The following is a 13,548-nucleotide window of genomic DNA, read 5'->3' as shown; positions in this document are numbered from 1 at the left end:
GGTTTTTTTTTATATTAAACTTAGTTAATGTTGTTTATGGCAAACTAAAAGGAATTAACCCCCGCCGATTCCGCATTCAGGGCCCAGGCGTGCGACACCCCCAACGACACCCACAACCGGTTTGTGTTGAACCCCCACACGCGGCCCTGACCCACAACCATTGACACCCTCTGTGTAGACCCGACCCCTGGCGCGGGTGTTTTACGGGCCGGCAGCCCTAAAACTGAAGAAACGGCGGAGGAGGGCCTCGGCTCTACAAAAGCTCACCCACGCAGGGTGGCGCCGCCGTCCACATACAGGTCGCTCATCGCCACATGCCCAGCCTGTTCGGAGAGCAGGAACATCACCGAGTGCGCGATGTCCTCCGGGGTGGCCAGCTTGCGCAGCGGAATGCCGGCCTTGTAGGTTTGAAGGTTGCCGGCGATCACCCGCTCGGCACCATGCTCGTCCAGCCACATGCCGGTCTGCATCCGGGTCAGTGTTGAACCCGGGGCAACGATGTTGCAGCGGATGCCCAGCGGCGCCAGTTCCAGCCCGAGGCAGCGGGTAAACATCGTGGCAGCGGCCTTGGAGGCCGCATAGGCGGCCATGCCGTGCCTCGGCACGCCGGCCGCATTCGAACTGACGGTGACAATCGCGCCCTGCCGACGCGGTGACATCACCCGCGCCAACGCCCTTCCGACATGGAACACGCCATCGGCATTGACTGCAAACACCCGGCGCCAGTCGTCGTCGGTGGTCCCGGTGACGCCACCCACATGCAGTACGCCGGCCACGCTGGCGGCCAGCATGATCGGCCCGATGCTGGACTCGACCTGATCCACCAAGGCGTCCACGGCGGCGCTGTCGGTTACATCGAGTGCGAGCGACTTCACCCGGGTATCTACCACGCGCGGTGCCTCGCGATCGGTCGCTACCACGGTGCAGCCGGCCTCGGCCAACAGCCGTACCAACGCCTCGCCAATGCCGCCGGATGCACCCGTAACCAACGCTACGCGGCCCTCGAAACCGGTCAACTGCATGTTGCGATCTCCTGTTGCTCATCCCATTGGCGCAGCCGCGCCGACAACCATGGCGCCAGCTGCGCCACCGCATCGCGCCCGGTCAGTTCTGCGTGCATGAACGGCAATTCCAGCGCCTGCACCTTGCGCGCGTGGGTCCGCCACAACGTCGATTGCAGCTGTGGCCGCGCCTGATGATCCTGACCAGCACGGACGTGCACCAGCGTGCCGTCGAACGGTTGGTGAATATGTTCGCGGATCAGTCGATTGGTGCCGGTCACCGCGCGCACCACGCCATCGAGCACCACATCCGGCAGGCTGCCGAGTGCACTGCCGCCACGGCGCAGGAACCCCAGAATGCGTTCACGGCTGTCGAGTTCCGGATGCGCATCCGGGTCATGACCGGCAATCGCCAGCAGTGCCCGCAATGCGGCAATGGGATCGGGTTCCGGCTCGGCCCGCCAGCACTCGCTGGGATAGGCGTCCAGCAGCACCAGTTCGCCGACGTCGCGGCCGATTTCATGCAGGCGCACCGCCATCGCCTGGGCCAGGATGCCACCTACCGACCAGCCCAGCAGATGCACTGGCCCCTTCGGCTGTAGTGCGACCACGCGCTGCACGTAGTCGTTGGCCATCGCCTCGATGCTGCAGGGCAGCGGCTGTCGGGCGTCCAGTGCCGGCGACTGCAGGCCGTACACCGGGCGTGCCGGCTGCAGTGCCCGGGCCAGGGTGCGGTAGTTCCAGGCGATCCCCCCGGCCGGATGCAGCCCGAACAGCGGCGTGGGCCCGGCGGCGTCGGTTGCGGCCAATGCGATCACCGGCCCCAGTGCGTGATCGGCCAGCGTGGGTGGCTCGGCAATTCGAGCCGCCAGTGCTGCCACGGTCGGCTGGGCAAACAAGGCCCCCAGCCCGAGATCGCAGCGCCAGCGCTGTTCAATGGCCAGCAGCAGGTGCACCGCCGACAGCGAATCACCGCCGAGACTGAAGAAATCCGCATCCACCGCCACCGGAGCCTCACGCCCAAGTGCCTGGGCGAACAGCGCGGCCAGCTCCTGTTCCAGCGGCGTGCGCGGCGCCAAGCCAGCGATCTCATGCTGCGGCGGCTTCGGCAGCGCGTTGCGGTCGAGCTTGCCATTGGCGGTCACCGGCCAGTGGTCCACACCGACAAACGCCGACGGCACCATGTAGTCCGGCACGCGCGTGACCAGGTGACTGCGCAGCAGCACCGCGTCGGCAAGTGCGGTTGGCACATAGGCCACCAGCCGGGAATCGCCCGGCACGTCCTGGCGCAGCAGCACTTCCACCCGCTCCATGCCGGGCAGTTCGCGCAGTGCCGCCTCGATCTCGCCCAGTTCGATGCGCAGGCCGCGCAGTTTCACCTGGTGGTCGCTGCGGCCGAGATACTCGACCGCGCCATCGCCACGCCAGCGCGCCACGTCACCGGTGCGATAGATACGCTCGCCCGCCAGGAACGGATCAGCCAGGAAACGTTCGGCGGTCAGGTCATCCCGGCCCAGGTAGCCACGCGCCAGCTGGACGCCACCCAGGTACAGGTCACCGGGTACCCCAACCGGGACAGGTTGCAGCCGGGCATCCAGCACATACAGGCGGGTGTTCCAGACCGGGAACCCGATCGGCACCGGCCGCGAGCGATCCTGCGTCGACGCCGGCCAGTAGCTGACGTCCACCGCAGCTTCGGTCGGGCCATACAGGTTGTGCAGTTCGGCGTGCACGCGTGCATGGAAGCGCTCGCGTAACGCTGCATCCAGCGCCTCTCCGCTGGTGAACACCCGACGCAGCTGCAGTCCCGCCGAAGCCGGCGCAGCGAGGAAGGCATCAAGCATCGAAGGCACGAAATGCGCCGTGGTGATGCCCTGCTCGCGGATCAGCCGCGCCAGTTCGGTGGGGTCGCGATGCGCGTCCGGCCCGGCGACCACCAGCGTGGCTCCGCACAGCAGCGGCAGGAACAACTCCCAGACCGAGACGTCGAAGGTGGCCGGGGTCTTCTGCAGCACGCGGTCGTCTGCCTTGAATCCATAGTGCTCGCGCATCCACAGCAGGCGGTTGACGATGGCGCGGTGTTCGACGACCACGCCCTTGGGCTCGCCGGTCGAACCGGACGTATAGATCACGTAGGCCGCATCGTCAGGTGCCGGATCGGCCCACGGTGTGGCAAAACTCAGCGCAGTCCACTGCTCCGGCGCAAGCACTGGCACGCCGGCCATGCGTGCCGCTACGTCCGCCGCAGCCAGAACGCATACCGGCTGTGCCGAGGCGAGAATACGCGCCAGGCGCTCGTCCGGATGGGCAAGGTCCAACGGCAGGTAGGCGGCGCCGGCACGCAGCACCGCGACCAGCGCGATCACCAGCTCCAGCGAGCGCGGCAATGCCACCGCCACCACGCTGCCCGGGCCGACATCCATTGTCCGCAGCTGTGCCGCCAGCGCGAAGCTGCGCGCTTCCAGCGTTGCATGCTCCAGCGTGGAAACACCGAAGACCAGCGCGGTTGCGTGCGGATCACGGTCCATGCCCTGCTGCAGCAGTTCAACCAACGTGGTCGGTGGCAGCCCGTGCGCGGTGGCATTGAATTCATGCACCACCTGCTGCGCTTCTTCGACGGTGGCCAGCGGCACGGCCGAGATGTCTTCAGCCTGCAGTGCCGCGGACACGAAATGCAGCAGCCGCGCCGCGTGCGCCTCGACATCCTCGCGACGGTACAGCGCGGGATTGGCCTCGATCTCCAGATCCAGCAGGCTCTGGCCATCACCACGGAAGCCCAGCGTCAGGTCATCCACCGGCCCGGTGCACAGCACCTCCAGTGTCGCCTGCACGCCTGGCAGGGCCAGTGGCCTGTAGAACGGCTGCACATTCACCATCGGACCGTGCAGACGCTGCTGCGCGCCCACCAGGCCCAGATCCCGGCGCAGTTGCTCGCCTCGATAACGGCCGTGCTTGCGACCCTGGCTGAGCTGCCGGCCCAGTGCGCGGGTGAAGGCCTCGACACTGCCCTCGCTGACGGCCACGCGCAGCGGCAATACATTCATCACCATCGACGGCACCCGCGCCGACGCGTTGCCAAGGCGTCCCATGTAGGGCACGCCCAGCACCACTTCATCGGCCGCGCTCATCCGTCGCAGGTACTCGGCCGACAACGCGGCCAGTACATCCGGCCAGGGCTGAAGCCAACGCACCGAGGCCTGCAGCAGCTGCCCACGGAACGCCGCATCGAGCGGCTGCACCCAGCGCACCGCGTCGTCACTGGCCGCATGCGTACCGGCCAGGCCCACGCCTGCCGGTGCGCCCTGCATGTGCTCGCGCCACCACTGCCCGGCCTGCGCGCGACGCGGATCGGCACGATAGGCGACGTCATCGGCCAGCACGCCCGCCAGCCCCGGCAGCGGCTCACCGGTACGGCCGGCATACAACGCGCACATGCGATCCGTGAACAGCGCCATGCCGTAGCCGTCGGCGGCCAGATGGTGCACACGCAGGTACCAGACCCAGCGCTGCCTACCCAGATCAAGCAGCAGCTGCTGGCTGATCCGGTCGCGGGTGGGATCCACCGGGCTCAGCCGGTCGGCCTGCATCAGGCCACGCGCCGCAGCTGCGGGATCCGCTTCGGCGGAAACATCTCTCACCGAAAGCCGTGGCACATGTGCCGGGTCGTACCACTGCAGGGGCTGACCGTCGTCGCCCTCGGCAAAGCGCAGCGCGAAGGCCTCTGCCTCAACTGCGGCCTGGTCTGCCGCTGCGACGAACGCAGCCACATCCAATGGCCCATCGATCCACACCGCATGTGCCGTGTTGAACGACGGGTTATCCGGTGCCAGCCGCTGTGCGAACCACAATCCCGCCTGCGCCTCGGTCAATGCCACCGGCGTGGCCAGCGCGACGGCGTTCATGCGCTCTGTGCGGCCTGCAGCGTCTGCACCACGCCCCACCACTGGCGCAGCGTGGTGTGCTCGGCCAGCTGTGAGAACTCCAGCGGCAGGCCGGTGTTGCCCCAGGCCAGGACCAGGCCGAGCATGCGCATCGAGTCCAGGTCCAGGTCGATCAGGTTATCGTCGTCACCGATCTCGGCCGGCTTGCACTCCAGCACGCGCGCGACGTCGGCGCGCATCCGCTCCAGATCCAGCACCTCACCGGTGGCCGTCATCACAGCACCTCCAGCAGCTGGTCGGTGGTCATCGGCACGCCGCAGGTGCGCGCGATCCATTGCAGCGCCTGATCGTGGTCGGCGCGCGAGAAGTCCGCCACCGCATCGGCGGCGATGAAGGTCTCGATGTCACGCTGGAAGGCCTCGACCACGGTCGCGGTACAGCCGATATGGGCGTACACGCCGGTCACCAGCAGCTGGTCGCGCCCACGTACCCGCATCAGCGTCTCCAGGTTGCTGCGCTGGAAGGCGCTGTAGCGGTGCTTCATCAGCACGTGCTCCCCCGGCTGCGGTGCCAGCGCTTCGATGATCGGCTCGTGGTCGGCACTGCGGCGCATGCCTGGCCCCCACAGGTCAGCCTGCAAGCCGCGATCACGGCGGTCCTGGTTGCCATGCTGGGCGGTGTAGAACACCGGAATACCGTGCGCGCGGCAGTGCGCCAGCAGGCGTGCGATATTGTCCACGGCCGGCCGCAGCGGGGCGTTGCCAGCGTCAAACGCGGCCAGGAAGTAGCGCTGCATGTCGTGCACCAGCAAAGCGACACGATCGCGCTGCGGGCGCCATGGTCCACGCGCCTGCGGCAGTTCGGCGGCAGTCGGCAAGGGATAGTCGGTGATACGGGGCAGCGCCATCAGCGCGTTCCTCCTGTCTGTTGCAGATGACGCGCACGCAGCTGCGCGCGCAGTTCGCGGCGACTGATCTTGCCGACCGCAGTGGTATCGAAGCTGTCGACGAACACGATCTGGTCCGGCACCTTGAACGCCGCCAAGCCGCGCCCGCGCATCCAGGATTTCAGCGCCGGGGCCTTGAACGGTTCGCCCTGTGGAATCACGAAGGCGCAGCTGCGCTCGCCCAGATACTCATCGGGAATGGAGACCACGGCGGCGTCGAACACGCCGGGGTGGGCCAGCAGGTGGTCCTCGATCTCCTCGGCGGAGATCTTCTCGCCGGCGCGGTTGATGTGGTCACCTGCACGGCCCTGCACCACCAGGTAGCCTCCGGGCAGCAGCTGTACGCGGTCGCCGGTGCGATAGAAGCCGTCGTCGGTGAACGAGCGCGCATTGGCCACCGCATCGTTGTGGTAGCCACGGATGGTGTACGGGCCACGGGTGAGCAGATGCCCCACCTCGCCTTCGGCCACCGGCTGGTCATGGTCATCAACCACGCGCACTTCATCATCCGGACTGATCGGCCGGCCCTGGCAGGCCACGATCAGTTCCTCCGGATCATCCAGACGCGTGTAGTTCACCAGGCCTTCGGCCATGCCGAACACCTGTTGCAGCATGCAGCCAAGACCATCGATCACCCGCCGCGCGGCTTCCGGCACCAGCTTGGCCCCACCCACCTGCAGTACCTGCAGGCTGGACAGATCGTGCTTGCTGGTTGCAGCCGCCTGCGTCCAAAGCAACGCCAGCGGCGGCACCAGGCCACAGCAGGTCACCCGCTCCCGCGCGATCAGGGGGAAGGCCGCGTCCGGGCCGGGACCGGGGCTGAGTACCACGCGGGCACCGGCGTACAACGCACCGAAGAAGCCCGGCGAACTCATCGGGAAGTTGTGCGCGGCCGGCAGCGCGACCAGATACACGCTGTCGCGGTCGATGCCGCAGATAGCGTTGCTGGCACGGAACGAGTAGATGTAATCATCGTGCGTGCGTGGAATCAGCTTGGACAGCCCGGTGCTGCCACCGGAAATCTGCAGGAACGCTACCGATTGCGGGTCCGGGTCGGGCGGCAGCTGGCTGCGATCGCCCTGCAGCGCCTCCAGCGCGACGAACTCCGCCGCTTCGCCGTCGATCACCACATGGCGAACCGCCGGGACCTCGGCCTGCAGCGCCCGCGCCAGCCCGCGGTGATCGAAGCCGTCGTGCAGTGCCGTGGTGATGTAGGCACTGGCTTCGGCCTTGCTGGCGAAGTGCACCAGCTCGGTGATGCGGTGCGCCGGCAACGCGTACACCGGCACCAGCCCGGCACGGAACAGGCCACAGACCGTGGTGATGAAGCCTGCCGTGTTGCCCAGCTGCACCAGCACCCGCCCCCCTGGCTGCAGGCCCAGCGCCAACAGGCCGGCGCCGATCCGCCCGGCCTCTTGCCACAGCTGTGCATAGCTCAGGCGGACGTCGCCGGCGACCACCGCGATGTCATCGGCATAGCGTTCTGCACGGTCGCGCAGGAACGCCGGGAATGTCTCGCCACGCCAGTGACCGGCCTCGCGATAGCGCGCCACCAGCGCGTCGGGCCACACCTGCCGCAGTGGCAGGCGGGAGGATTCAACGGAAGCATTCATGCGGCAGGCTCGATGGCGGGCGCGGATTCATGGACACCCAGCGCGTTCAACAGGGCAGCAAACTTCGCTGCGGTTTCGGCCACCTCGGCCTCGGGGTGCGACTCGGCGACGATGCCGGCACCGGCATACAGGCGCAGTTGCGTGCCCTGCAGGCGCGCGCAGCGGATCGCCACGTACCAGTCGCCGTCACCCTGCGCGTCCAACCAACCCACGGCGCCGGCATAGAAGCCACGCGGTACAGGTTCCAGCTCGCGGATGCGCTGCAGCGCCGCCAACCGCGGCGTACCGCAGACCGCCGGCGTGGGATGCAGCTGTGCCAACAGCTCGGCCGCCGATGTCTGCGGATCCTTCAGGGTGGCGTGGATGCGTGTGCCGAGGTGCCACATGCTGGCTGTGGCATGCAGCACCGGGCGCGGCTGTGCATCGATGTGGCTGCAGTACGGTGCCAGGCCTTCGACGATGGCTTCGACCACGTGGCGGTGCTCGTCGTGGTCCTTGGTCGAGGCCAGCAGCGCCTGCGCCGCACGCTCGTCCTCGGCGGCATCGGCACTGCGCCGCGCGGAACCCGCCAACGGATGCGACAACAGTTCGGCGCCGCGCTTGCGCAGCAGCAGCTCCGGCGTCGCACCGACCAGCCAGGCCGGTGCCTGGCCCAGCTCCACCGGAAGCGGCACCGCGTAGGTCGCCACCGACGGATCCGCGCCCAGACGTGCCAGCAGCACGTCCGGAGAAAGCACCTGGCGGGTGCGTGCCAGCAGGCTGCGCGCCAGCACCACCTTATGCAGGTTCTGCTCGGGCGCACGCAAGGCCTGCACTGCCGCAGCGACTGCAGCGGCATAGTCCTGCGGCACAGGTTCGGCCCGCAGGGCGCCGTCCAGCGGCGGTGCGGCCTGCGGCTGCAGTGCCAGCGCCGGCAGCAGGCGCTCGGGCTGGTACAGCGCATCGTCGGCACGCGGCTCGAACGGCACCGCGCCAACCAGCAGGCCCGGGCCGCCACGCTGCTGGGCAAAGAACTCCGAAACGCGTTCTGCCAACGTCGCCAGTGCACCGGCTGGCAACGTGGCGCGGCAACCGCGGGCGTGCACGTGCTGGCCGGCATGCCGCAGCAGGAACAGCGACGCGTCGTCGGTGCTCTCCTGTGGTGCTGGCGCAGCCTCCGGCCACGCGCCCTGCATCAGGGAATCGTTCATGGGATCTCCTTCATCCGATGCGCTGCGGCCAGCGCGCACAGCAACAGCAGCAGCGCGCCCACCAGCAGGTAAGGCAGGCTTGGCCCGCCGCGATACAACAGCGTGCCGAGCATCGGCCCGGCCACCATGCCCAGCCCTTGCGCGGCCGCCACGGTGCCTGCGGCGGCGCCCTGCTCGTGCGCCTCTACCGCATCGGCGGCCAGCGCCTGGAACGAGGGGAATACGAAGCCCATGCCGAACGCAGCCAGCGCATACGCCGCAGGCAATTGCCAGGCCTGCTGCACGCCCGCCACCGAAGTGAAGCCGATGCCGGAAATGAGAGCGCCGAGGACGATCCAGCGACGTGGATGCACCTCCAGCTTCATCACCAGCGCCTGCGCCAGGATCAGGCCGACGCCAACGGCGGTGAGTGCAATGCCGGCCATGCGCGCACCGGTCGCCGCATCCAGACCCAGGCGATCAATTGCGAAGAAGCCGACCGTGACCTGCGCGATAGTCACCGAGACCATGGCGATGAACGCTGCCAGCTGCGGCAGGCACAGGCGCGCGTCGAGGCGGCTCATCGGCGTGCGGCGCTGTGCGGACGCGCCCACCACGGGCGGTGTAGCCGGCAGCCGCCAGGCCAGCAATGCCAGTGCCAGCAACGGCAGCAGCGCGGCCACGTACAGCGCCAGCGACAGGTTCGTATAGGCCAGCCAGCCCGCGGCAGCCGGGCCGAGCACCATGCCCAGCGCGTTGGCACTGCCCAGGCGGGCGAGGAATTTTGCACGCTGTCCGGTGGGTGCCCTGTCGGCGATCAGCGCCGCTGCGGTAGGAGGCACAGCCGCGTAGAACAGGCCGATCAGGCCACGCGCACCGACCAGCACCAGCACTGACACCAGCACCGGCGGCACTGCCTGCAGGGCGACATCGATGAACACCGCCAGCGCGATATAGACCACGGTGTAGGCGCTCATCGCCAGCATCAGCACGCGTTTGCGGCCGATGCGGTCGCTGAGCTGGCCCCAGGGGCGCGCGGCCAGCATCCACAGCACGCCTGCGGCGGTGACCGACAGGCCGGCATGCCACTCGGACAGGCCGAGCATGCGGACCACCGGGCCGATCACAGCGACAAAGGACATCATCGCCATGGTGCCGATCAGGGCAGCCAACACCAGCGCCGGCAAGCCGGGAACGACGGGACGTGCGTGCATGAAACACCAGCCGTAACAGGAAAGGATTGGCCGGGCGCGTCTGCACGCCCCGCCCGGCACCCGCCCCACTCAGGACCGGATGCCACCCTCAAATGATAACGGCTCGTATTTGCATTTGATACCCATTCTCTTGAATGGGCATGCAACAGTGGGTTCAGCGCATTGCACGCAGGCCCAGCAGGCCACGGCGCTTGAACCACCACTCCAGCGGCAGCGTCACCAACGGCGGGATGGCCGCCAGCAGGGCCAGGGCACTGGCCCACCACGGCCAGCGCAGGCGCACCGCTGCGAACAGGGTGACCGCCACGTACACCAGGAAGGCCACGCCGTGCAGGGGCCCGAACAGCTTCACCAGCGCCACGTTGGTCATGGGACCGTATTTCATCCACATGCCGATGAGCAGGCCGGCCCAGGTCACGGCCTCGATGAAAGCGACCGCTGCGAACAGGCGTCCGGTCGGGTGCATGGGGGAACGTTGGGTCACGCGGGGCTCCGGCATCGGGGTATCAAATGCGAATGATACGCAGATGCACACCCCATGTAGAGCCGAGCCGTGCTCGACTGCTGGAACGTGTGCACCAAGGTGGACACCTACCGGAGCATATGTGGCAGCACCTGCTCTCCAATTTCGCGCAGCACCGCGTCCATCGGTCGCCCGTTGTCGACCAGGTTGAACATCACATGCGCCACGCCCTGCACATGTACGCGCAGCAGGTAGTCACGCAAGCCGTCGCGGCCGACCTTCAGGCCCAGTGGCAGCGGCTCGGGCGGTGCCTGCGGATCGGCCTGCAGATCCAGCAGCATCGACTGCACGAACGGCTTGCCTGGCCCAGCGCCTTGCGCCTGCGCCTGTTGCCACAGGCCGATGCGCCCTTCCTGCGCGGCCTCTTCGCGGTGATAGGTGGCCCAGCCTTCGGCTTCGCGCGCGATCCACTGCAGGCTCTGTCGCGCGGTACCCACCACCAGCATCGGAATGCGCGTGGTTGGCGCTGGCAATACATCGAAGCCGCCGGTGGCCTGCCGCACCGAAGCCCGTTCCTCCGCATCGGGGGACAGCGCGGCACGCAACAGCGACCAACGCTCACGGAACGTCGCCGCCCTGCCCTCCAGGTCTTCGCCGAATGCCGCGAACTCTTCCAGCCGATCGCCCGACCCCAGGCCCAGCACGAAGCGTCCGTCGCTGATCCGGTCCAGGCTCAACGCCGACTTCGCCACCTGCAGCGGATGGCGCAACGGCAGCACAATGGCTGCGCTGCCAACGGCGATGCGTTCGGTTGCGGCAGCCAGCATGCCCAACCACAGGAACGGATCGTCCAGCGCGCTGGCTGCCGCATCTGGTCCCTGCGGCACCATCAACGGCACGTCGCGCGTCCACAGCGCGGCAAAGCCGAGGTCATCGGCCAGCCGCGCGATGCGCCTGGCTTCGCCCAGATCGGCCAGCCCGTGTGCTGCCACGGGCGTCATCAGGCCCAGGCTCAGGCCCTGTTGCGGAAACAGGGCAGCGTAAGCGGGATTGAAATCATTCATGCCCGCAGCTTAGCGTGCAGGCATGCGGCAACGATGACGCGCCGCCCACCACGGGAAGAACACTGCATGCCGAAGATCCGCCCTGCCCACGCCGATGACCTGCCCGCGATCAGCGCGGTGTGCCTGGCCGCATTCAACGCGGCGGTCGCGCCCTCGCTCAGTGCAACCGGCGTTGTCACCTTCGGCAGTGTCGCTGCGGCAGATGCCTTCGGCGCACGCCTGCTGGGCGACAACCACATCCTGGTGGCCGAACACGAAAACCGTATCGTCGGTGTGATCGAACTGAAGGAAGGCCGGCATCTTGCGATGCTGTTCGTCGATCCCACCTGCCAGGGCCAGGGCATCGGCCATGCCTTGTTCGAGGCGGTGCTGCCGCTGGTGCGCGAGCCGGTCCTGACCGTGCGCGCCTCGCTCAATGCAGTGCCAACCTACCGGCGCTACGGCTTCGTGCCGGACGGCGATGTCGGCGAGTTCAATGGGCTGGTGTATCAGCAGATGGTGCGGGCAGCGGCCTGAGGGCATCCGCCCGGCAATGCCCGGCGGGCGTCATGCCCTGCTGCACGCCCGTCATGAGCAAACTGAATCAGCAGGCTCCCCGGCCGTTCCTACAATGGCCTGTCACCCTGCCCTTCGAGATGCTGCCGATGCGCGTCGCGCTTTCCGTGTTGCTGCTGGCTTCGGCGCTGAGCGCCTGCACCCCGGCCCCGGTTTCCACCGCCAACTCCGCCGAGGCACCCGCACCGGCCACGGCCATCGCCTGGCGCCAGGGCGATGTGGACGATGCCTTCGCTGAGGCCGCCGACAGCGGCAAGCCGGTGCTGCTGTACTGGGGCGCGGTCTGGTGCCCGCCGTGCAACCAGCTCAAGGCCGGCCTGTTCAAGGACCCCGCCTTCATCGCGCTGACCGGCAAGTTCGTGCCGGTCTATCTGGATGGCGACGAGGAAGGTGCGCAGGCCTGGGGCGAGCGCTTCGGCGTGCGTGGTTACCCGACCCTGATCGTGCTCGACCCGGAGCGTAACGAAATCACCCGTGTGGCCGGTGGCAACGACGCCGCCGAACTGACCCGTGCACTGACCGTGGCCGCCGGCCGTCGCAGCGCGGTCGCCGCTACGCTGGCCACCGCGCTCGCCACGCCGGACAGGCTGGCCGCCGAGGATTGGCAGGTGCTGGGCGACTACGGCTGGGAAGTGGACGCCAATCGCCTGGCCGGCGAGCGCAAGAGTGCCGACGTGCTGCGCCAGCTTGCCAGGACCGCACCGGATGCCGCCCTGCAGCGCCGCTTCGCCCTGCTGGCACTGGCTACTGCGGAAAAGCCGGATGCACCGCCCACCGAGGTGCGTGAACTGTTGCAGGCCGTGCTGGCGCAGCCGGCCGAAGTCCGCCGCAACCGTGAGTTGCTGGGCTATGCAGGCGCGCAGCTGGTCAAGCAGGCCAGTGCAGGGCCGGCCACCAGCAACACGCTGGGGCAGCAGCTGCTCGTCGCGCTGGAGCGCGCAGACGCCGAGCGCGGCGACCGCGCCGACGACGCATTGTCGCGTGCGCTGACCGAAGTATCCCTTGCCCGCCAGCAGCAGCCGAAGGGTGTACTGCCCGCCGCGCTGGTTGATCGGGTCAAGCAGCGCGTGGCTGCTGCAGACGCGGCCTCCACTGATGCGCATGCGCGCCAGGCCACGATCAGCAGCGCGGTCTACGCACTGCGCCAGGTCGGTGACGACGCCGGTGCCGAGTCGCTGTTGCTGGCGGAACTGAAGCGCAGCGAGCAGCCCTATTACTACATGCCCGAACTGGCCGAACTGGCCGAGCAGCGCGGCGACACCGCCGGTGCGCTGGAGTGGCTGAAGCGCGCCTACGACGGCGCGCAGGGCCCGGCAACCCGCGTGCAGTGGGGCGTGCTGTATGTGGAAGGCCTGCTGAAGCTGGCACCGGACGATGCACCACGCATCGAGCAGGCGACCGCCTCGCTGATCGCCGAACTGGAGGCACAGCCGTCGGGCTACCACCAGCGCACCCGCCAACGCTTCGAGCGCCTGGCCGGGCAGTTGAAGGCGTGGAGCGGCAAGCACCAGGGTGCGGAGACGCTGGCGCGGTTGCAGCAGCGGATGCAGCAGGCCTGCGGTGACCAGGTGGATGGTGCCTGCAAGGATTGGTTGAGTTGATGAAGGCTCGGGTTCTGGTAGTGGCGGGCGCCCGGCCGCCC

The 13,548-nt window shown here is 68.2% G+C and carries 11 protein-coding genes; 2 read left to right on the top strand and 9 right to left on the bottom strand.

From position 1 onward, the window contains the following. Positions 1 to 263: 263 nt before the first annotated feature. The 9 genes from QRO91_RS18970 to QRO91_RS18930 all read right to left on the bottom strand — a co-directional run bounded on the left by QRO91_RS18970 (position 264) and on the right by QRO91_RS18930 (position 11,351). A complete protein-coding gene (locus QRO91_RS18970; protein ID WP_049428461.1) occupies positions 264 to 1,022 on the bottom strand; it encodes a 2,3-dihydro-2,3-dihydroxybenzoate dehydrogenase in 759 nt (252 codons plus the stop codon). Continuing rightward, on the bottom strand, positions 1,013 to 4,903 hold the full coding sequence (locus QRO91_RS18965; protein WP_285310516.1) for an amino acid adenylation domain-containing protein: 3,891 nt from the start codon (positions 4,901 to 4,903) through the stop codon (positions 1,013 to 1,015). Before QRO91_RS18965 ends, QRO91_RS18970 begins: the two co-directional genes overlap by 10 nt. Beyond that, positions 4,900 to 5,157 carry a phosphopantetheine-binding protein gene (locus QRO91_RS18960; protein ID WP_049428457.1) on the bottom strand — a complete coding sequence of 86 codons (258 nt, stop codon included), beginning with the start codon at positions 5,155 to 5,157 and terminating at the stop codon, positions 4,900 to 4,902. Before QRO91_RS18960 ends, QRO91_RS18965 begins: the two co-directional genes overlap by 4 nt. Beyond that, entirely contained in the window at positions 5,157 to 5,789 is a 633-nt protein-coding gene (locus tag QRO91_RS18955; protein ID WP_197650727.1) for an isochorismatase family protein, read from the bottom strand. Before QRO91_RS18955 ends, QRO91_RS18960 begins: the two co-directional genes overlap by 1 nt. Beyond that, on the bottom strand, positions 5,789 to 7,441 hold the full coding sequence (locus QRO91_RS18950) for a (2,3-dihydroxybenzoyl)adenylate synthase (protein WP_285310515.1): 1,653 nt from the start codon (positions 7,439 to 7,441) through the stop codon (positions 5,789 to 5,791). The genes QRO91_RS18955 and QRO91_RS18950 overlap by 1 nt, the downstream gene beginning before the upstream one ends. Next, positions 7,438 to 8,631 carry an isochorismate synthase MenF gene (locus QRO91_RS18945; protein WP_197650729.1) on the bottom strand — a complete coding sequence of 398 codons (1,194 nt, stop codon included), beginning with the start codon at positions 8,629 to 8,631 and terminating at the stop codon, positions 7,438 to 7,440. Before QRO91_RS18945 ends, QRO91_RS18950 begins: the two co-directional genes overlap by 4 nt. Further along, positions 8,628 to 9,824 carry an MFS transporter gene (locus QRO91_RS18940; RefSeq protein ID WP_197650730.1) on the bottom strand — a complete coding sequence of 399 codons (1,197 nt, stop codon included), beginning with the start codon at positions 9,822 to 9,824 and terminating at the stop codon, positions 8,628 to 8,630. Before QRO91_RS18940 ends, QRO91_RS18945 begins: the two co-directional genes overlap by 4 nt. A gap of 154 nt (positions 9,825 to 9,978) precedes the next feature. Beyond that, a complete protein-coding gene (locus QRO91_RS18935) occupies positions 9,979 to 10,290 on the bottom strand; it encodes a DUF3817 domain-containing protein (protein ID WP_010485221.1) in 312 nt (103 codons plus the stop codon). A 125-nt stretch (positions 10,291 to 10,415) separates the two neighbouring features. Further along, positions 10,416 to 11,351 carry a TIGR03571 family LLM class oxidoreductase gene (locus QRO91_RS18930; RefSeq protein ID WP_197650731.1) on the bottom strand — a complete coding sequence of 312 codons (936 nt, stop codon included), beginning with the start codon at positions 11,349 to 11,351 and terminating at the stop codon, positions 10,416 to 10,418. Positions 11,352 to 11,417: 66 nt separating this feature from the next. Between QRO91_RS18930 and QRO91_RS18925 the strand changes: the two genes are divergently transcribed. Both QRO91_RS18925 and QRO91_RS18920 read left to right on the top strand, forming a co-directional pair. Continuing rightward, positions 11,418 to 11,867 (top strand): GNAT family N-acetyltransferase, encoded by a 450-nt coding sequence (locus QRO91_RS18925; RefSeq protein WP_197650732.1) that lies wholly within the window; start codon positions 11,418 to 11,420, stop codon positions 11,865 to 11,867. Positions 11,868 to 11,986: 119 nt separating this feature from the next. Further along, the gene (locus QRO91_RS18920) at positions 11,987 to 13,507 is read left to right on the top strand and encodes a thioredoxin family protein (protein WP_197650735.1); all 1,521 of its coding nucleotides are present in this window, start codon (positions 11,987 to 11,989) and stop codon (positions 13,505 to 13,507) included. The last annotated feature ends 41 nt before the right edge of the window (positions 13,508 to 13,548 follow it).

The sequence above is a fragment of the Stenotrophomonas maltophilia group sp. Smal32 genome, from assembly GCF_030237085.1.
Lineage (GTDB): Bacteria > Pseudomonadota > Gammaproteobacteria > Xanthomonadales > Xanthomonadaceae > Stenotrophomonas > Stenotrophomonas maltophilia_Q.
Note: the sequence above shows the minus strand (reverse complement) of the source record. Positions and strands in the feature narration are given on the sequence as shown.